This is a genomic window from Nakamurella panacisegetis (genome assembly GCF_900104535.1).
Classification (GTDB): domain Bacteria; phylum Actinomycetota; class Actinomycetes; order Mycobacteriales; family Nakamurellaceae; genus Nakamurella; species Nakamurella panacisegetis.
In genome coordinates, this window is sequence record NZ_LT629710.1 from 3296788 (window position 1) to 3316426 (window position 19639).

Consider the following 19639-nt stretch of genomic DNA (forward strand, 5'->3'; position numbering starts at 1 on the left):
CGTTCGGTTCGTCGGCAGCCGGCTCGTCCGCCGCGGCGGAGGGAACCGACGGCTCGGTGACCTCGGCCGTGTCCGATGCGTCCGTCGCCGGCGTGGCGGTCGGAGCCACCGCACTTTCGTCCGGACCGGGCGTGCTCTCCTGGATCGGGGCCTCGTCGTGCTCGGCGCGCATGTCCTCGGTCATCTTCAAGTGGCCTTTCTGCTGCTCGACTGGGGAGCGGAAGGCTCCCGGCACCGACAAGGTGCCCGTGTTACTCGGCTGAAGGATCAGGTACCGATCCGCAGGTACCAGTGTGCCTGCTGGCCCCGACCCTCCACTAGTCGTCCTCGAGGATGCCGGGACGGCCGAGAGCGGCGAAACGGGCCAGATCAGCGCACCGGAACGGCACGGACCTGCGGAGTGCGTCTTCCTTCTGGCGCGAAGGTTAGCCTGCAGCGGTGATCGTCGGAGCGGCTGTATGCCCTGGAGCACCCTTGCTGGTGCCCGGGCTGGCCCCTGGCCTGCTCGCCGCCGTCCCCGAACTGGCCTCGGCCTGCGCCCGAGCCGTGGCCACCCTGGCCGACGCGGACCACGTCCTGCTGCTCACATCCGGCCCCCGGCACCGGGACGGTGACGGAAACAGCGGACGTTCCACCGTGGTGTTTCCCCCGGGTTCGCCGGTGACCAGCGCGCCGCTGGGCGACAGCCAGGGCCGCCCGCACTTCGACGGGCACCTGAACGGACCGGTTCTGGCCGCCGGCCCGCTGCCCGGGGTGGGTGTCATCGTCGGCGCCGCCCTGCTGGCCGCGGCCGGTGTGGATGTCCCGACGACGGCGGTCCAGGTCGGGACCGATCCGCTCGCGGTGTACCCCTGGCCGGGCGGACCCGTCGGCCGGGTCGGGGTGCTGCTGGTCGCCGATGGTTCGACCAGCCGCGGTGCCGGCTCGCCGGGCGGTGGCCATCCGGACGCGGCCTCGTTCGACCACGACCTGGCGGCAGCCCTGGCGCTGGGCGACCCGGACCGGCTGGGTCAGGTCGCCGGCTCTGGACGCGGATCAGCCGTCGGATTCGATTCCGGGCCGGCCATCGCGGCCTTCACCCGGCTGACCGCCGGTTCCGGACCGGCGTCGGCCGACCTGCTGTACGACGGCGCGCCGTTCGGCGTCGGCTACTTCTGTGCGACCTGGTCATGGCGCTGAACCGGCTGGTCGTCGTGGCCGGTCCGACCGGCACCGGGAAGTCGGATCTCGGGCTCGACCTGGCCGAACGTTTCGACGGCGAGATCATCAACTCCGACTCCATGCAGCTCTACCGCGGTATGGACATCGGCACCGCGAAGATGCCGCCGTCGCGGCGCCGAGGCGTGCCGCACCATCTGCTCGACGTGCTCGACATCGGGGAGCGGGCCAGTGTGGCCGCCTACCAGGCGCAGGCCCGCGCTGTGATCACGGGCATCCTCGACTCGGGTCGCACGCCCATCCTGGTCGGCGGATCCGGCCTCTACATCAGCGCCGTCATCGACGAGATCGACTTCCCCGGGACCGACCCGGCCGTGCGGGCCGCTCTGGAGGCCGACCTGGCCGAATTCGGGACGGCCGCCCTGCAGGAGCGGCTGGCGAGGTTGGACCCGGTGGCCGCCGCGGCCATCGAGCCGGGCAACGGGCGGCGCCTGGTGCGTGCGCTCGAGGTGATCGCGGTGACCGGCCGGCCGTTCAGCGCGACGATGCCCAGACCCGGACCGCCGCGCTACGACGCGGCGATGATCTGCCTGGACCGGGACACCGCGGAGCTGGACGCGCGACTGGAACTCCGGGTCGCCGCGATGGTCGCCGGCGGGTTCCTGGACGAAGTGCGGGCGTTGGACCGGATCGGGCTCCGGGACGGCGTCACAGCCTCGCGCGCCCTGGGCTACCCGCAGATGCTGGCCGTCCTGGACGGCGTGGCCACGTTGCCCGACGCGATGGCCGAGACGGCGCGTCTGACCCGCCGTTTCGTGCGCCGGCAGCGGTCGTGGTTCGGCCGCGACCAGCGATTCGTCCGGTTGGACGCCGCCGATCCGGCCATCACCCACCGGGCGGCCCGGGCGGCGTCCAAGACCGTAGGGTGACCGTCATGGGTGTTCCATTCGTCAAGGGCCACGGGACCGAGAACGACTTCGTCCTGATCCCGGATCCGGACGGCCGTCTGGTCATCACCGATGCGCAGGTCAGGGCGCTGTGCGACCGCCGGGCGGGGATCGGCGCCGACGGGGTCATCGTGGTCCGTCCGGCCGCGTCGGGTGGCTACTTCATGGACTACCGCAATGCCGACGGGTCACTGGCCGAGATGTGCGGCAACGGGGCCCGCGTCTTCGCGCGGTACCTGGTCGACCTGGGCTGGGAGCGGGCCGGGTCGTTCCCCTTCCTGACCCGGGGCGGCGTCCGCACCGCGGAACTGGGGCCCGGGGGCGACGTCAGCATCGACATGGGGCCGGTCCGTGTCGGCCCGGCCGAGAAGGCCGAACTGCAGGGTGAGGTGTTCGCCGGGACGGCGGTGGACGTCGGCAACCCGCACCTGGTCTGCCTGCTGGACGACGAATCCCGACTGGCCGCCCTCGACCTCACCCGCGCTCCCGCGTTCGACGCCGAGTCGTTCCCGCACGGCGTCAATGTCGAATTCGTGGTGCCGGTGGGCCCTGACCACGTCCGGATGCGGGTGTTCGAGCGGGGGTCGGGCGAGACGCGTTCATGCGGCACCGGGACGGTCGCCGCGGCCGCCGCCTTCCTCCGGGCGACCGGGGGGTCGGGGAGCCGAGTCACGGTCGACGTGCCGGGCGGAACGGTGGTGGTGACGTTCGGCGACCAGGGCGCCACGCTGACCGGACCGGCCGTCCTGGTTGCCTCGGGCCAGATCGACCAGGCGTTCTGGATCGCGGCCGGTCAACCCTGACCGGGATCGTCGTGGTCGGGGAGCCGCTTGAGCCGCCAGAGCGTCCCGGATGCCACCGGCAGAATCGAGAGCAGACCGAGCCCGGCGAACAGCCACAGGGTGGGCAGCACGCCGATGTGGGTGCCGAGCAGGCCGCCGGCCATCGCCCCCAGCGGGATGGTGCCCCACACCAGGAAGCGGGCCGAAGCGTTCATGCGACCGAGTAGATCCGGCGGGCACAGACGCTGCCGGAAGCTCACCGTGGCGATGTTGTAGGCGACCATCGCCGCCGTCAGCAGAACGCCGCCGATGATCAACGTCGGTACGGGTGCGAGCACCGCGGACAGCGGATTGCAGAACGCGAACAGCACCGTGGCGACAGCGGTCAGCACGATCGACGGGCCCTCGCCGACGCGCCGGGCGAGTGCGGTGGCCAGCAGCGCCCCGACCAGTCCGCCGACCGCCGCCGACGAGTCGATGATGCCGATGATCAGCGGCGAGAGATGCAGGTCGCGGAGCATGAACAACACCAGCAAGGCACCGCCGCCGCTGGACGCGAAATTGCCCAGACCGGTGCAGGCGATCAGCCGGCGCAGGATCTTGTGGCGGATGACGAATCTCAGGCCTTCGCCGATCTCGGTGAACAGGGGCGGCCGGGCCGCCGTCGGGGCCGGGGTCTCTCGATGACGGATCCGATGCAGGAACACCGCGGACAGCAGGTAACCCCCGGCATTGGCCAGCACCACCACCGGGGGGCCGATCACCTTGAGCAGCAACCCACCCAGGGCCGGCCCCGCCGATTGCGAGACCGATTGACTGGCCTGGAGTTTGGCGTTGCCCTCGACGACCTGCTGGTCGGGTACCAGGAACGGCAGATAGGACTGGTAGGACACGTCGAAGAAGACGGTCAACATGCCCACCAAGGTTGCCACCGCCAGTAGCTGGGCCAGGCTGAGCACCCCGAGCCACCAGGCCGCCGGGAGGGTGGCCAGTAGCGCCGCCCGGGCCAGGTCGGCCGAGATCATGACGCGTCGCTTGCTCCGGCGGTCGACGATCGCGCCGGCCGGCAGACCGATGACGAGGAAGCCGAGGCCGGACAGGGTCGACAGGAGTCCCATCTGGAACGGGGTGGCCTTCAGGGCCGTCACCGCCAGGTACGGGACGGCGAGCGAGCCAAGAGCGGCCCCGAGTTGACTTCCGGTGTCGCCGATCCAGAGCTGCCGGAAGTCGTGGTGGTGCATCAGGCTGCGGCGTCGCAGACCGCCGGTCTCCGAGTCGGTGACGGTGGTGAGCGGTGACGGAGGCGCGTGGGTGGTGGCGGCCGACACCGGATCGATCAGACGCGGCGGATCCTCGGGGATCGACGGGGGCACGGTTGGCCCGGCAGTAGACACCCTTCGAGTGTTGGCCACTGATTGGGAGTTGTCAATCGGTTACCGCCGACCGTCCCGAGATGGCTACGGTGGAGGGGTGACGGCCCAAGCCATGCCCACCCCGCGGACGCAGGACCCGGCCCCGGGCGCGACCTCCGGGCGCCGCCTGGCCACCGACGCCGAACGCCGGGCGCTGGCCAGCGTGGTGCGGCTGCGGATCCTGCGGCTGTGTCTGTACGAGGCACTGACCAACAAGGAGATCGCCGATCGGCTGGGACGCGATCCGGCCAGCGTGCTGCACCACGTCCGGACGCTGTTGCACCTGGAGTTCCTCCGGGCCGAGACGCCGCGACCGGGGCCCCGCGGTTCCACCGAGGTGCCGTACCGGGCAACCGGCAAGTCGTGGGAACTCGACTTCGGCACCCCGGACGACGACGGATCGGACCCCGCGACGACGGACACGCTGCTGCGCACATTTCTCGAAGAGGTCGCCGAGGTGCCGCGGTCGCAGCTGCAGACCACCCGGATGGGACTGCGGCTGAACGCGGCACACCTGGAGGAGTTCGACCAGAGGATGCGGCAGCTGATGCAGGAATTCCTCGATCGCGGCCCGGACGACGACGGGCAGCCGGTGTCGGTCTTCGTGGCGGTCCATCCCGAGCCTTTGGCGCGGTGACCTGCGCGGACGGGTGACCAGAGGCAATTCGGTGGCACGATCGCGCCCTCATGGGGCACCCTGGAGTACATATGACGAAACATGACGACTTCCTCGCTCGGATCGCCGCCCAGAGCGAGCGCGAGAACGGCACTGACACCGGTGGCGAACGGGATCTGGCTGACCGGGCGGCGCTCCGCCGGGTCGGCAGCCTTTCCACCCAGCTCACCGACATCACCGAGGTCGAATACCGCGACCTGCAGTTGGAGCGCGTGGTTCTGGTCGGCGTCTGGTCGACCGGAACGGCCGAGGACGCCGAAGCCTCGATGACCGAGCTGGCCCGGCTGGCCGAGACCGCCGGATCGGTGGTGCTCGAATCGCTGTCCCAGCGTCGACGCAACCCCGACGCCGGCACCTACATCGGTTCGGGCAAGGTCCGCGAGCTGGGCGAAGTGGTCGAGATGACCGGCGCCGACACGGTGATCTGCGACGGCGAGCTCTCACCGGGCCAGCTGCGCAACCTGGAGGAGCAGCTCAAGGTCAAGGTGGTCGACCGGACCGCCCTGATCCTGGACATCTTCGCCCAGCACGCCAAGTCCAAGGAGGGCAAGGCCCAGGTCGAACTGGCCCAGCTCAACTACTTCCTGCCGCGTCTGCGCGGCTGGGGCGTCGCGCTGTCCCGGCAGCGTGGTGGCCGGGTCGCTTCCGGTGCCGGGATCGGCTCCCGTGGCCCTGGTGAGACCAAGCTCGAGATCGATCGTCGCCGGATCCACCGTCGTATCGCCCAGCTCAAGACCGAGCTCGCGGCCATGCGCCAGGTCCGCGACACCAAACGGTCGCAGCGCCGGGCCAACGCCGTGCCGGCCGTCGCCATCGCCGGTTACACCAACGCCGGGAAGTCCTCGCTGTTGAACTGCCTGACCGAGGCCGGCGTGCTGGTCGAGGACTCGCTGTTCGCCACGCTCGATCCGACCACCCGGAAGACCACGACGACCGACGGCCGGCTCTACACCCTGACCGACACCGTCGGCTTCGTCCGGCACCTGCCGCATCAGCTGGTCGAGTCCTTCCGGTCCACCCTGGAGGAGATCGCCGACGCCGACCTGGTGGTGCACGTCATCGACGGTTCCGACGCCCATCCCGAGGATCAGGTGGTCGCCGTCCGTGAGGTGCTCAAGGAGATCGACGCCGCCCAGGTCCCGGAGATCATGGTGGTGAACAAGATCGACGCGGCCGACGAGATCACTCTCGGTCGGCTCCGGCACCTGCTCCCGCAGGCCGTGTTCGTCTCGGCCCGCACCGGAGAGGGCATCGCGGAGCTGCGCGGCGTCATCGCGGGCGCGCTGCCCGACCCGGCGCTGCGCATCGACGTGCTGGTGCCGTTCCATCAGGGCGCCCTCGTCTCCCGCGTGCACGCCGAGGGCACCGTGCTCACCGAGGAGCACACTGCGGAGGGGACGTTGCTGCAGGCGAAGGTGTACCCGGCCCTGGCCGGCGCGCTGCACGACTATCGGGTCCTCGCCGTCAACGAGTGACGCGCACGCGTCGGTGGGCGACCGGCCGGGTGAGGCCGGGAGAATTCTTGGCGCGGGTCGGGGGTCCCGGCAGCCGGACCGGGTATCGTTGAAAGTCGATGTGGTACCGGACGTTCCCATCATGGTCTGGATCGGTGACGAACCAGAACCGAGCAAGGCCTAGTTCGTACTTTTCCTGGAGGTTCCAAAATGGGTGGTCTACAACCGTGGCACATCATCTTGATCGTCGTGGTCTTCCTGCTGCTGTTCGGCGGAAAGAAGCTTCCTGACGCAGCTCGCGGTCTGGGTCGCTCCTTGCGCATCCTCAAGTCCGAGGTGGGCGCCATGCACGAGGACGACGGCACCAAGGCCAAGACCCCGACGGAAACCGACGCCACGTCGGCCGTCCCGACCCCGCCGTCGCAGATCGCCCCGGTGCCGCTGGCTCAGCCAGTGGTGACGAACCCGGTCGCGCAGCCGACTCCCGCTCCGGTGGTCCAGCAGGTGCCGGTGGTTCCGACCACCGTCGCGCCCCCGGTCATCAACGTTCCGGCCAACGGGCCGCACGCCGGCTGAGCGGTCGGCGCCAAAAGAACCTCCCGGGTATGACCATGGGCCCCTCCGCTGGCGGAGGGGCCCATCGTCATACCCGGGAGGTCTCTAGATTTTGCGAAGGACGGCGACCACGCGCCCGAGAATGACCGCGTCATCGCCCGCGATCGGTGAATACGCCTCGTTGTGCGGCATCAGCCAGAGATGGCCGTCCTTGCGCTTGTACGTCTTCACCGTGGCCTCGCCGTCGATCATGGCCGCGACGATGTCGCCGTTCTCGGCGACCGGCTGCTGGCGGACCACGACCCAGTCGCCATCGGTGATCGCCGCGTCGACCATCGAATCGCCGACCACTCGCAGCAGGAACAGCGTGCCCTCGCCGACCAGATCACGGGGGAGCGGGAAGATGTCCTCGATCGCCTGCTCGGCCAGGATCGGACCACCGGCGGCGATCCGGCCGACCACCGGCACGTACGCCGGCGTCGGGTGCCCGGCATTGTCGTCGGTGATCTCCTCGGCGGAGCGGATGTCGACGGCGCGGGGCCGGTTCGGGTCCTTGCGCAGGAAGCCCTTGCGCTGCAGCACCCCGAGCTGGTGGGCCACCGACGACGGCGACTTGAGCCCGACCGCCTCGCCGATCTCTCGGACACTGGGCGGGTAGCCGCGCCGCTGGACCGAGTCCCGGATCACTTCGAGGACCTTCCGCTGACGCATCGTCAGGACGTGCCCGTCATCGGTCTCCGGGAACTCGGAGACGGTGCCGTGCTCGGGAAGCGGTTCCGGCGTCTCCCCGCTCGTGCCTGCTGGTGTTCTTCGCGTTGCCACGTCCGTGCCTTCCTGTCGATGCCGTCGGCCTGCTGATTCACACCGACCGTGGCCGATCGGTGCCGGACTGCCTGGATGAGCCTTGGTGAGCTGCTCGCCTGGCCCAACCGTACGACCGCACGGGTAACAATTCAAACAGGCGTTCGACAAACACGCCGAGGAATCTTCCCACTGTCGGTGGTGCCATGTACAACTAGGTCAGGCGTTCGATAGAACGCCCGTTCGAGATCATGACGAACGAGGGTGCGGCCGGACCGGTCGCCGATGGGACGGCAGGGCAGAACATGACCATCACGACTTCAATGGCGACCGCGGGGCCCCGTGACGTGCGCATTCCTGCCGGGCCGGCCCCCCGTACGGCGGCCGGCCAGCGAGCCGTATCGCGGCGACGGGCGCGCACGGTCGGGGTGCGGCGTCCGCCGTCGGGACTGCTGCCCTCCAGTCACCGCACCTCTGCCGTGGTCACGGCCGATCGCGGCGACCAGGTGGTAGAGCGCGAGTTCGCGATGGGCCGCTGGGCCCGCTTGACCACCACTGTGTCGCTGGCGGCGGCGGCCGTCATCGTCGCGGTGGCCATGCTGTCCTCGGCTCAGGCGGCGGCGGTCGTCGACGTCACCGTGCATCCGGGCGACACGTTGTGGTCGATTGCGCAGCAGGCGGATCCCGACGCCGATCCGAGCTCGGTCATCGACCAGATCCGCCGGCTGAACGGGCTCGACGGTGATGTGGTGGCCGCGGGCGCGGTGCTCAAGGTGCCAACGGCCGGATAGTCCGAAGCGAGAACTTCCCCGCGACACGCCGCTCAGGCTTGCGTCGCGGTGGTGGCTGGATCTACGGTCAACCCCAACATCTAGTAGTTACACGGATGTAAGCTGTCCACAGGTTGGGTTACCTTCCAGGCACTGTTATCCACAGGAACTGGGTAGTTACCCACTGACGATCCACGGCTTTGTGCACATTCGGCGCGTGAATCGTCGGTAGAGGGGCCGGTACGGACCTCCGAGCCCGACGTCGGGTGCGGGATGTGGACAACTCGCCGGAACGTTGTACCGAATGCGTTGCGGTGATCGAGCGCAGCAGTGAGTGGGAGTCGGGCCGATCCGGTGCGACCCCCGAGAGCCGAAGGGGAGGTGTGTCCGTCGTGCGTTGCCCGTTCTGTCGTCATCCCGATTCCAGGGTGATCGATTCGAGAGAGGTCGAGGACGGCCAGGCCATCCGTCGGCGTCGGGCCTGCCCCGAGTGCTCCCGTCGGTTCACCACGGTCGAGGAAGCCGTTCTCGCGGTCGTGAAGCGCAGCGGGGTCACGGAGCCGTTCAGCCGGGCCAAGGTGGTCGTCGGTGTTCGGCGGGCGTGCCAGGGCCGTCCGGTCGACGAGGACGCCCTCGCGCTGCTCGCGCAGCAAGTCGAGGAGACCATCCGGGCCACCGGAGCGGCCGAGGTGCCGAGCCAGGAGGTCGGGCTGGCCATTCTCGGTCCGCTCATGCAGCTCGACGAGGTCGCCTACCTCCGGTTCGCCTCCGTCTACCGTTCGTTCGAGTCGGCCGCCGACTTCGCGGCCGAGATCGACCGCCTCAGATCCGAGCGCGAGGCCAAGCCGAGCCCGGGTCGCGCCGGAACGTCACCCCCCGACAAGGTCGCCGTCTCCACCGGCTGATCTGCCTGATCCATCCCCGGTGACCGTCGACGCTCGCCACCATCGCTCCTCCTGCCATCGCATTGCCCGTTGTCGTGACCGGATCATCTGATCCTCGCTCCGCCTGTCCCCGTGACAGCGCCACCGCTCCACCAACACCCGTCAGGGAAGGAAACGCTCCATGACCGAGACCCTCGGTAGTTCCACCGGATCCGCCGCCAACGGCAGTGCCGCACGAGGCCGCCGCAGCAAGGCCGACGGGCCGGGAGGGCTCAAGCTCGAGCGTCTCTACACGACCGACGGCGTGCACCCGTACGACGAGGTGACGTGGGAGCGGCGCGACGTCGTACTGACCAACTGGCGCGACGGCACCATCAACTTCGAGCAGCGTGGGGTCGAGTTCCCCTCTACCTGGTCGATCAACGCCACCAACATCGTCACCAGCAAGTACTTCCGCGGCGCAGTCGGCACCCCGACGCGGGAGACCAGCCTGAAGCAGATCATCGACCGGGTCGTCACCGCGTACACCAACTCCGGCCGTGAGAACAGCTACTTCGCCACGCCGAAGGACGAGGAGATCTTCGCCCACGAGCTCACCTGGATGCTGTTGCACCAGGTTTTCGCGTTCAACTCGCCGGTCTGGTTCAACGTGGGAACCTCGTCGCCGCAGCAGGTCTCGGCCTGCTTCATCCTGGCCGTGGACGACACGATGGACGCCATCCTGAACTGGTACCGCGAAGAGGGCCTGATCTTCAAGGGCGGCTCCGGCGCCGGTCTCAACCTGTCGCGCATCCGCTCCTCCAAGGAACTGCTGTCCTCCGGCGGCACCGCCTCCGGTCCGGTCTCCTTCATGCGCGGCGCCGACGCCTCGGCCGGCACCATCAAGTCCGGCGGCGCCACCCGCCGGGCGGCCAAGATGGTCGTCCTGGACGTCGATCACCCGGACATCGTCGAGTTCGTCGAGACCAAGGTGAAGGAGGAGGACAAGATCCGTGCCCTCCGCGACGCCGGGTTCGACATGGACCTGGGCGGCGAGGACATCGTCTCCGTCCAGTACCAGAACGCGAACAACTCCGTCCGGGTCTCCGACGAGTTCATGCGCGCCGTGGAATCGGGCTCGGAGTTCGGGCTGCGCGCCCGGCAGACCGGCGAGGTCATCGAGACCGTCGACGCCCGCGAACTGTTCACCAAGATCAACACCGCCGCGTGGGCCTGCGCCGATCCCGGCATCCAGTACGACGACATCATCAACGACTGGCACACCTGCCCGGAGTCGGGTCGGATCAACGCCTCGAACCCGTGCTCGGAGTACATGCACCTGGACAACTCCTCGTGCAACCTGGCCTCGCTGAACCTGATGAAGTTCCTCTCCGACGAGGGCACGTTCGACGCCGCCACGTTCAAGAAGGCCGTCGAGTTCGTCATCACCGCCATGGACATCTCCATCTGCTTCGCCGACTTCCCGACGCAGCCGATCGCCGAGACCACACGCGCCTTCCGCCAGCTCGGCATCGGCTACGCCAACCTCGGCGCCCTGCTGATGGCGACCGGCCACGCGTACGACTCCGAGGGTGGGCGGGCCCTGGCCGCCGCCATCTCCTCGCTGATGAACGGCACCGCCTACAAGCGCTCGGCCGAACTGGCCGGCATCGTCGGCCCGTACGACGGGTACGCCCGCAATGCCGACGCCCACAAGCGCGTCATCCGCAAGCACGCCGCGGCCAACGACCAGATCCGCACCTACGGCGGCAACGACGCTGAGACGCTGAAGCTGGCCACTGCGGTCTGGGCCGAGACGATCGCCACCGGCGAGAAGAACGGCTACCGGAACGCGCAGGCATCGGTGCTCGCTCCCACCGGCACTATCGGCCTGATGATGGACTGCGACACCACCGGCATCGAGCCGGACCTGGCTCTGGTCAAGTTCAAGAAGCTGGTCGGCGGCGGCTCCATGCAGATCGTGAACCAGACGGTGCCGCGCGCCCTGGCCGCCCTGGGCTACCAGGCCGAGCAGGTCGAGGCCATCGTCGAGTTCATCGCCCAGCACGGACACGTGGTCGGCGCCCCCGGACTGAAGAACGTGCACTACTCGGTCTTCGACTGCGCCATGGGCGAGCGGTCCATCGCGCCGATGGGCCACGTCCGGATGATGGCCGCGGTCCAGCCGTTCATCTCCGGCGCCATCTCCAAGACGGTCAACATGCCCGAGGACGCCTCGGTCGACGACGTCGCCGAGATCTACATGCAGGGCTGGAAGATGGGCCTCAAGGCGCTGGCCATCTACCGGGACAACTGCAAGGTCGGGCAGCCGTTGTCGGCGTCCAGCAAGAACAAGGACTCCGCCGACGACGCGGCCAAGGCCTCCGCGGCCGCCCCGTCGGTCGAGTCGCACACGCCGGTGCGTCGTCGGCTGCCGAAGAAGCGTCCGTCGCAGACGGTCTCGTTCACCGTCGGCGGCGCCGAGGGCTACCTGACCACCGGTTCGTACCCCGACGACGGGCTGGGCGAGGTCTTCATCAAGCTCGGCAAGCAGGGTTCCACCCTGGCCGGCGTGATGGACGCCTTCTCCATCGCCGTGTCGGTCGGTTTGCAGTACGGCATCCCGCTGGAGTCGTACGTTGCGAAGTTCACGAACCTGCGCTTCGAGCCGGCCGGCATGACGGACGACCCGGACATCCGCATCGCCACCTCGGTGATGGACTACCTCTTCCGTCGGATCGCCCTGGACTACCTGCCGGTCGACGCGCGAGCCGAACTCGGCATCTTCTCCGCCGAGGAGCGCACGGCCCAGGTTTCGAGCTCCTACTCGTCGTACGACGCGGAGGACGCGGAGGACGCCGTCGAGGAACTGCGCACGTCGGTCGACGCCACTCCGGTCGTCCGCCCCGCGGTCGAGGGCGGCTCGGCCAAGCCTGCAGCCGATCTGGGCGGCCGCAAGGCCGGTTCGTCCACGGAACTGCTGGAGATGGTGATCGGCAAGTCGGCCGACGCCCCGCTCTGCTTCACCTGCGGCACCAAGATGCGTCCGTCCGGTGCCTGCTACGTGTGCGAGGGCTGCGGCTCCACCTCCGGCTGCAGCTGACCGTGGACTGAGCAGTCCGACATCCGGGACGGGCCCGACCGCATTGCGGTCGGGCCCGTCCCGTTGTCTTCGGTGGCTACGGCCCCGGGCCGAACGGAGCCGAACCGGGTCGGGCCGAACCGGGTCGGGCCGAACCGGGTCGGGCCGAACCGGGCCGGGCTGGACCAGGCCTGCGGTGCGCCACGCCTTGCCGAGGTGCCCACGTATCAGGCCGCCGATCTGCCGACGAACCGACCGCCGATTCGCTGACGAACCAACCGCCGATCGGCCGACGGACCGCCGACAGACCGCCGGCGGCCCCGGCCCCGTGTCGATGAGCATCACCGAGTGGCCACGGGAAGTCGGTGCCGATTGATAGGTTCCGATCATCGTTCCCGCGTCAGCGGGCGGAGGGAGAACGTCGTGGCTGGTCGGAGTAAGGCGCCGTACATTGCGGCGGCTGTGGCGGGGGTACTGCTGATCGTCGGGATCAAGATCTTTACCGGGACGACCTCCAGCAGCGGGACGGCCGCGTCGACCACCGGGGCCGCGAGCACCACCGCACCGGTGGTCCGGGAGGGATGCACCACGGTGAACGTCAGCGCGTCGAGCGAGAAGGCGGCGCTGATGGCCACGATCGCTAAGAGCTATGCCGCGTCCGGCCGAACCGTCGCCGGCGCCTGCTACGACATCGTGGTCACCTCTCTCGCCTCCGGGACCGGAGAGGCGAACCTGGCCGCTGGATGGAACGAATCGGTCGACGGCCCGGCCCCGGACGTCTGGACTCCGGCCGCGTCGAGCTGGGTGACCCTGCTGCGCAGCGACCTGGTCGCCAAGGACAAGACGAACATCTTGCCCGACCAGTCGAAATCGATCGTGTCGACGCCACTGGTACTGGCCATGCCGCAGCCGATGGCGCAGGCCCTCGGATGGCCGAAGGCCCGGATCGGCTGGTCCGACATCCTGGGGCTGGTGCAGGCGAAGGGTGGCTGGGCGTCCAAGGGCCACAAGGAGTGGGGCGCCTTCACGCTCGGCAAGACCAATCCGACCATCTCCACGTCCGGCCTCAACGCCACCGTCGGCGCGCTGGTGGCCGCCACCGGTAAGTCGTCCGATCTGACCCAGGCCGACCTGAAGAACCCGAAGGTCCGCAGCTACGTCCAGGCCGTCGAACATTCGGTCGTCCACTACGGCGACACCACCCTGACCTACCTGTCCAACCTGCAGCGAGCCGACGACTCGGGAGGGGCGCTGAACTATCTGTCGGCGGTCGCGGTCGAGGAGAAGTCCGTGCTCGACTACAACGCCGGGAATCCGAGCGGCGACCCGGCCACCCTGGGTCGGCACGCGCCGCCCAAGGTGCCGCTGGTCGCGGTCTACCCGAAGGAAGGCACGCTATACAGCGACAGCCCGTATGTGGTGTTGAAGGCCTCCTGGTCGACCCCGGCCAAACAGGCCGGCGCCAACGACTTCCTGGCCTACCTGCTTGCCCCGGAGCAGCAGAAGGTGTTCACCGACGCGAATTTCCGCACCTTCGACCACCAGGCCGGCGCCCCGATCAAGGCCAGTTCGTCGGTGATCGCGGACGGGGTCAAGGTGACGCTGAATCCGCCGGGATCAGCAGTGCTGGCCGGTGTTCGCTCCCTGTGGTCGGACCTGCGGAAGCGGGCCAGAGTCCTGCTGCTGCTGGATGTGTCCGGCTCGATGGGTGACGACGCCGGCTCCAGCGGGCTGAGCAAGCTCGACCTCGCCAAACGGGCCGCGGCCTCGGCGCTCGGCCAGTTGTCGGACACCGACGAGGTCGGGTTGTGGACCTTCACCACCGGCCTGAGCACCCCGTCGAAGATCTACAGCGAGGATGTGCCGATCGCGCCCCTGGCCAAGGATCGGACCCAGCTGACCACCACCCTGAGCGGGCTGATCCCGAAGAACGGCACGCCGCTGTACGCGGCGACGCGTCAGGCCAGCCAGTACATGAACTCTTCGGTCGACCCGGACCTGATCAACGCGGTGGTGGTGCTGACCGACGGCAAGAACGAGTACACCGACGACGATCTTGATTCGTTGGTGAGCGACCTCTCGTCCAGTGCGGCGGAGAACGGAGTCCGGGTCTTCTCGATCGCCTACGGCGCCGACGCCGATCTGGACACCTTGCAGAAGATCTCCGGTGCCTCCCGTGCCGCCGCCTACGATGCCAGGAAGCCCGAGAGCATCACGAAGGTCTTCGGTGACGTCCTGTCCAACTTCTGACCGACCGGCCACCGTTTCGATTGACCCGACCACCCTTCGTTCGAGCGACCCAGGAGGCCGCGCATGGCCGAGTCCCGGATGCGCCGCGCTGCCCAGGCGATGCGTGACCCGTGGAGCTTGTTGGCGACGGCGGTCGGAGTCGGCGCGGCCTGGGCTCTGGCCTTTCCGGTCGTGGGGATCGGGGCGGTCGGCGTCGGCATGCTCGGGGTGGCGGCCGTGGTCGGCGCCGGCGGTGCGGGTCGCGACGACCAGCCGGATCCCAAGGACGGCACCGATCAGCGCCGAATGGTGGCCACCCTGGATTCCTACCGCGCCGACCTGGTCCGGTTCCGTGACGGCCAGGTGCCGCCGCTGCTGGTCGACCGGGCAGCCGAGGCGGTCCAGGCCGCCGACGCAGCCCGGGCCGTGGCGCTGGGAGTCGCCGCCTCGCTCGATCGGCTGGATTCGGCCCTGCTGAGTTCACGTCAGGTCGCCACCACGATGTCGACGGCGGCCCGCGTGGCTGGCCCAGTCGGTCGGATGACGGCCCGCCGCACCGAGATGCTGGGCAAACTGGGGGCCGCCGTCGACGGGGTGGGAGAGCTGTACGCGAAGTTGCTGGAGCTCTCGACCGCTCCCGAAGTCACGGGCGGCCTGGAGTTGAGCACCGGGATGGATCCGGTGGCGGACGTCAGCGAGGCCCTCGATTCGATCCGCGGGGCCTTCGCCGAACTCGACGCGGTTGCGAAATCCACCACGGACGGCTGATCAGCCCGCGGCCGTGGCACTGTGGTGCACAGGAACCCGACATCGAAAGGGCGTACGTCGTGAAGGCAGTCATGAGGTTGGTCGACCGCATCGTGTCCGCGTTGGCCCGGCGCAAGGTCAAGCGCGACGAGGGTGGCCCGCCCCGCCGCTGACCCCGGACCGGCCGGGAGCGCCCCGGGTCGGCACCGGAGGGGGACGTAGGCTCGTCGGTCATGACCGACAACACAGCCGAAGCCACCGATCCAGCCGATTCGACCCAGATCGATCAGATCTCGGACCAGTTCGTGCGCGATCTGGTCGCGATCAGCCCGATGACGGCGACCCAGCTGGGCGTCTCCGACTTCGACGATCAGCTCGACGACTTCTCGCCGGCCGGTCTCGCCCGGGTTCAGGAACTGGTGGTCCGGACCTTGGCCGCGCTGGCTGACACCGAATCGACCGGCCCCTCCGACGACGTGGCCCGCAGCGTCATCGTGGAACGGCTGGAGGTCGAGCGCGATCGGTACGAATCCGGTTGGGGCCACGCCGCTCTGAACGTCATCGCCTCACCGGTGCAGCACACCCGGATGATCTTCGACATGACGCCGTCGGAGACGCCGGAGCAGCTCGCGGTCTTCGCCCGACGGATGCGGGCCGTGCCGGCGGCCCTGGACGGCTACCGGGAGAGCCTGCGGCTGGGGGCCTCCCGGGGGCAGGTGGCTGCCGTCCGGCAGGTCCGCAAGTGTGCCGGGCAGTGCGACGCGTTCTCGTCGTTCTTCGGCTCGACGGTCTCCCGGTTCGTGGCGGACGGCCCGCTGCGGGACGAGCTCGCGGAGGCCGCGGCGATCGCGGACCGGGCGTACGCCGATCTCGCGACCTTCCTGCGCGACGAGCTGGCTGCGGCGGCCCCCGTCGAGGACGCCGTCGGTCGAGAACGCTATGTCCTGGCCTCCCGCGAGTTCCTCGGCGCCACCGTCGATCTGGAGCAGACGTATGCATGGGGCTGGGCCGAGATCGCGGCGATCGAAGCCGAGATGAAGACCCTGGCCGAGCGCATCGCGCCCGGGGAAGGCGTCAAGGGCGCGGCGGCGCGGCTGGATGCCGACCCCTCCTACACGGTCCACGGCCAGGACAAGCTGAAGGCCTGGATGCAGGCGTTGTCCGACCGCGCGGTCGACGAGCTCGGCCGCACCCACTTCGACATCCCCGAGCCGTTGCGTTCCCTGGAGTGCCTCATCGCGCCGCCCGGCAGCGGGGTGGGCGCCTACTACACGCCGCCGAGCGACGACTTCAGTCGCCCCGGACGGATGTGGTGGTCGGTGGAGGCGGATCGGATCGACTTCAGCACCTGGCGGGAGACCACGGTCGTCTATCACGAAGGGGTGCCCGGACATCACCTTCAGATCGGTACCTCGGTCTATCGGTCCGATCGGCTCAACGACTTCCAACGGGTGCTGGCCGGAACGTCGGGCCACGCCGAAGGGTGGGCCCTGTACGCCGAGCGGCTGGTCCGGGAGGTCGGCTACCTGCGCAACGACGGCGATCTGCTCGGCATGCTCGACTCGCAGATGTTCCGCGCCGCACGGGTGGTGCTCGACATCGGGATGCACCTGCAGCTGCCGATCCCGGAGGGCGCCGGATTCCACGACGGTGCGACCTGGACCCCGGAGCTCGGCCTGGAGTTCCTGCTGAGTCACACGTTGATGGATGCCACTCAGTGCCGGGACGAGATCGACCGCTACCTGGGCTGGCCCGGCCAGGCCCCGGCGTACAAGGTGGGGGAGCGGGTCTGGATCGCCGGGCGGGACGCCGCCCGGGCCCGACACGGAAAGTCCTTCGACGAGAAGGCTTTCCACACGTCGGCCCTCAACCTGGGTGGGATGGGTCTGGAGCCACTGGAGGCGGAGCTCGCGAAGCTCTGACCGGTGTCGTGCGCCGGGTCAGGCACTCGTGCCGGCCGCGTCCAGCGGGAGCGTTCGGCCCAGCACCCCGAACGGGCGGGGATCGCCGGTGAACCGGTAGTTCCGCAACACGTCGACGAATCCCATCCGGCGGTAGAGCCGCCACGCCCGGTTGGTCCCTTCCGGCGTGGACAGCAGCACCGCCCGTTCGGGCCGGTCGGTCAGCAGCCTGGTCAGCAGGGCCTGACCGAGTCCGGCACCCTGGGTGTCGGGTCGTACATGTAGCTCGGTCAGCTCGAGGTAGTCGGCCAGCCAAGGGGAGTCCGACCGGCCCAGGCCGCGTTGTACCTCGGCGTACCACCACTGCCCGGGCTGTCCGGTGTAGGCGTAGGCCAGCCCACGGATGTGGTCGTCCTGGTCGACGGCGACGGTGCAGGCGAAGCCGGGGCGACGGCTGTGCTCCTGCCACAGGGCGGCCCGCGCGCCGACGATGCCGTCGGGGTACTGCATGGCCGCGACGTAGACCCCGACCAGCTCCGGGAGCCGCTCGGTGAATGCGGGCGCGTCCAGATTCCGCAGGGTCAACGGGCCGGGGGAGACCGTGTCCGGCCGGGAGGCGTGCGAGGTCATCCTCGACGGCGCCGGTGAGTCGCGTCAGTCATCCCGCTATCCCACCACGACGGACGGTGGAGGGACCGATGGCGGGGCGAATCCGCGCCCGGAGCGGAGCCATCGGGCCGTCCCCGGCAGGCCGGTCGGCGATGGGTGCGTGCACTCTGGCGGGTTGTCGGTGGTCGGGGATATACTCGAACAGTCGTTCGATCGCGATGTTCGGCCGGGAGGAACGCCTCGGCCGGAGCGATCGGGGCCGACATCGAAACGGATTCTCGATGCGTAACCAGCGAAGGTGAGTGGACATGTCAGTCAGCATCAGTACCCGGCCGATCGCCGGCCATCCCGCGGCCGTCAGCGGAAGGCGGGTGTCGCGCGGTGCCGGTCGATCCGGCGTCGCCCGCGACGGCCAGGGTTCGCTGCCCCTGCCGGTTCCGCCTCGCCCGGTGTCGCAGGCCGCGCGTGATCTGCTGGCCGACGCCGGTCGCGGCCTCGGCCGAGCGATTCGTGCCGACCAACCGACCGATCGCTACGCTGCGGCGCATCTGGCCGCCTTGCGCGGAGCCGCGGCGGTGCTCGCGACGAAGGCGCGGCCCGGGCGATCCCGTCAGGCCAGCGCGTGGGATCTGCTGGCCAAGGTCGCACCGGAGTTCTCCGAGTGGTCGGCCTTCTTCGCGGCCGGTTCGGCGAAGCGGCAGGCGGCCGAGGCGGGCATCGCACGCTTCATCAGCCCGCGCGAGGCGGACGACATGGTGCGCCAGTGTGCGGTGTTCCTCGATCTGGTCGAGGCTGCGTTGTGAGCGGATCCGGACGGGTCACGCCCGTGACTTGTGCTTCGCCGATCGCATCAGACGGTCGAGCAGAGCGTCGAACATGACGGCCATTTCCCGGGCACCGGCGGTTGGCCACTGATGGATCGGAACGGCGGCGCCTTGCGCCTGCTGGATCGCCGCTCGGTCGGGGAGTTGCGGATTCAACACCAGCGGGCCGAACAGGTCCTTCAGTTCGGCCAGGCGGTAGTCGTGTTCGGTCATCCGGGGGCGGACCCGGTTCACCACCACACCGAGCGGCTGCAGGTGCCGGTGGGTGAGGCGTTCCTTCTGCACGGCCTCGAGGGCCCGCTGCACACCGGTCACGGCGTACAACGAAGGCTCGGTGACCAGCACGGCTCGATCGGAGGCGACCAGTGCCGAGCGGGTCAGCTGACCGAGCGACGGCGGGCAGTCGATGAGGATCAGGTCGGGCACCGGATCGACCTTCGACAGGGCAGTCGTCAGCCGGGCCAGCTGCTTCGCCGTCGGATCCGGGTTGTTGTGCGCCTCGGTGTCCTCACTGCCGGCCAGCACCCGCAGGTGTGGACTCCACGGCGACACGCGGACGGTCTCGTTGACGATGGCCCGACGCGGGTTGGCCAGCACGTCGGCGATGTTGGTCCCCCCGTCATCGATCTCGACGGTGGTGGTGGCGTTCATCTGTGGGTCGAGATCGACCAGCAGGGTGTTCAACCCGGCGTGTATGGCGGCAGACGCGAGACCGAGGGTGACGGTCGTCTTGCCGACGCCGCCCTTCAAACTGAGGACACTGGCCACCAACATCGCCACACCGTACAGGTCGCAATCGGCGAGCCGATGGCGCGCGGGTGCGCGTCGT

The 19639-nt window shown here is 69.3% G+C and carries 16 protein-coding genes and 1 pseudogene; 13 read left to right on the top strand and 4 right to left on the bottom strand.

The window, feature by feature from the left end; genetic code table 11:
* Positions 1-438: 438 nt before the first annotated feature.
* From BLS97_RS14765 to dapF, 3 genes are read left to right on the top strand one after another with little or no spacing between them, the layout of a single operon-like run.
* Positions 439-1179, top strand: a complete 741-nt coding sequence (locus BLS97_RS14765) for a class III extradiol ring-cleavage dioxygenase family protein (RefSeq protein WP_157695440.1) — start codon at positions 439-441, stop codon at positions 1177-1179.
* Positions 1170-2087 (top strand): tRNA (adenosine(37)-N6)-dimethylallyltransferase MiaA, encoded by a 918-nt coding sequence (gene miaA, locus BLS97_RS14770; protein ID WP_172832279.1) that lies wholly within the window; start codon positions 1170-1172, stop codon positions 2085-2087. The genes BLS97_RS14765 and miaA overlap by 10 nt, the downstream gene beginning before the upstream one ends.
* A 5-nt stretch (positions 2088-2092) precedes the next feature.
* Positions 2093-2908, top strand: coding sequence for a diaminopimelate epimerase (dapF, locus tag BLS97_RS14775; RefSeq protein WP_090482279.1), 816 nt, complete (start codon positions 2093-2095; stop codon positions 2906-2908).
* On the opposite strand, the gene BLS97_RS14780 is transcribed toward dapF, so the two are convergent.
* Positions 2899-4281, bottom strand: a complete 1383-nt coding sequence (locus tag BLS97_RS14780; RefSeq protein WP_157695441.1) for an MFS transporter — start codon at positions 4279-4281, stop codon at positions 2899-2901. The genes dapF and BLS97_RS14780 overlap by 10 nt on opposite strands.
* 76 nt (positions 4282-4357) lie before the next feature.
* On the opposite strand from BLS97_RS14780, the gene BLS97_RS14785 reads away from it, so the two are divergent.
* The 3 genes and pseudogenes from BLS97_RS14785 to tatA form a co-directional block, all read left to right on the top strand.
* Positions 4358-4936: an ArsR/SmtB family transcription factor gene (locus BLS97_RS14785; RefSeq protein WP_197676190.1), complete on the top strand. Its 579-nt coding sequence runs from the start codon at positions 4358-4360 to the stop codon at positions 4934-4936.
* Between the two features lie 71 nt (positions 4937-5007).
* Positions 5008-6450: a GTPase HflX gene (hflX, locus tag BLS97_RS14790; protein ID WP_090477101.1), complete on the top strand. Its 1443-nt coding sequence runs from the start codon at positions 5008-5010 to the stop codon at positions 6448-6450.
* A gap of 189 nt (positions 6451-6639) precedes the next feature.
* Positions 6640-6915: pseudogene (gene tatA / locus BLS97_RS14795) on the top strand (Sec-independent protein translocase subunit TatA); the annotation flags it as partial.
* A gap of 174 nt (positions 6916-7089) precedes the next feature.
* Here the strand turns inward: tatA and lexA are convergent.
* Entirely contained in the window at positions 7090-7806 is a 717-nt protein-coding gene (gene lexA / locus BLS97_RS14800; RefSeq protein ID WP_231988117.1) for a transcriptional repressor LexA, read from the bottom strand.
* A gap of 230 nt (positions 7807-8036) precedes the next feature.
* On the opposite strand from lexA, the gene BLS97_RS23550 reads away from it, so the two are divergent.
* From BLS97_RS23550 to BLS97_RS14830, 6 genes are all read left to right on the top strand, one after another.
* Positions 8037-8576: a LysM peptidoglycan-binding domain-containing protein gene (locus BLS97_RS23550; RefSeq protein WP_197676191.1), complete on the top strand. Its 540-nt coding sequence runs from the start codon at positions 8037-8039 to the stop codon at positions 8574-8576.
* Between the two features lie 371 nt (positions 8577-8947).
* Positions 8948-9460 carry a transcriptional regulator NrdR gene (gene nrdR, locus BLS97_RS14810; RefSeq protein ID WP_090482289.1) on the top strand — a complete coding sequence of 171 codons (513 nt, stop codon included), beginning with the start codon at positions 8948-8950 and terminating at the stop codon, positions 9458-9460.
* Between the two features lie 160 nt (positions 9461-9620).
* Positions 9621-12521, top strand: a complete 2901-nt coding sequence (locus BLS97_RS14815) for a vitamin B12-dependent ribonucleotide reductase (protein WP_090477108.1) — start codon at positions 9621-9623, stop codon at positions 12519-12521.
* A gap of 402 nt (positions 12522-12923) precedes the next feature.
* Entirely contained in the window at positions 12924-14750 is a 1827-nt protein-coding gene (locus BLS97_RS14820) for a vWA domain-containing protein (RefSeq protein ID WP_197676192.1), read from the top strand.
* Between the two features lie 63 nt (positions 14751-14813).
* Positions 14814-15497, top strand: coding sequence for a hypothetical protein (locus BLS97_RS14825; protein WP_090477113.1), 684 nt, complete (start codon positions 14814-14816; stop codon positions 15495-15497).
* 212 nt (positions 15498-15709) lie between these two features.
* Positions 15710-17398 carry a DUF885 domain-containing protein gene (locus tag BLS97_RS14830; protein ID WP_090477115.1) on the top strand — a complete coding sequence of 563 codons (1689 nt, stop codon included), beginning with the start codon at positions 15710-15712 and terminating at the stop codon, positions 17396-17398.
* A gap of 18 nt (positions 17399-17416) precedes the next feature.
* Here the strand turns inward: BLS97_RS14830 and BLS97_RS14835 are convergent, their stop codons facing one another.
* Positions 17417-18007 carry a GNAT family N-acetyltransferase gene (locus BLS97_RS14835; RefSeq protein WP_090477117.1) on the bottom strand — a complete coding sequence of 197 codons (591 nt, stop codon included), beginning with the start codon at positions 18005-18007 and terminating at the stop codon, positions 17417-17419.
* A 428-nt stretch (positions 18008-18435) separates the two neighbouring features.
* Here BLS97_RS14835 and BLS97_RS14840 point away from each other — a divergent pair, with 428 nt between their 5' ends.
* A complete protein-coding gene (locus tag BLS97_RS14840; RefSeq protein WP_231988119.1) occupies positions 18436-18789 on the top strand; it encodes an SAV_6107 family HEPN domain-containing protein in 354 nt (117 codons plus the stop codon).
* Positions 18790-18804: 15 nt separating this feature from the next.
* Here BLS97_RS14840 and BLS97_RS14845 read toward each other — a convergent pair whose 3' ends face one another.
* Positions 18805-19584, bottom strand: a complete 780-nt coding sequence (locus BLS97_RS14845; protein ID WP_090477119.1) for a ParA family protein — start codon at positions 19582-19584, stop codon at positions 18805-18807.
* Positions 19585-19639: the final 55 nt, after the last annotated feature.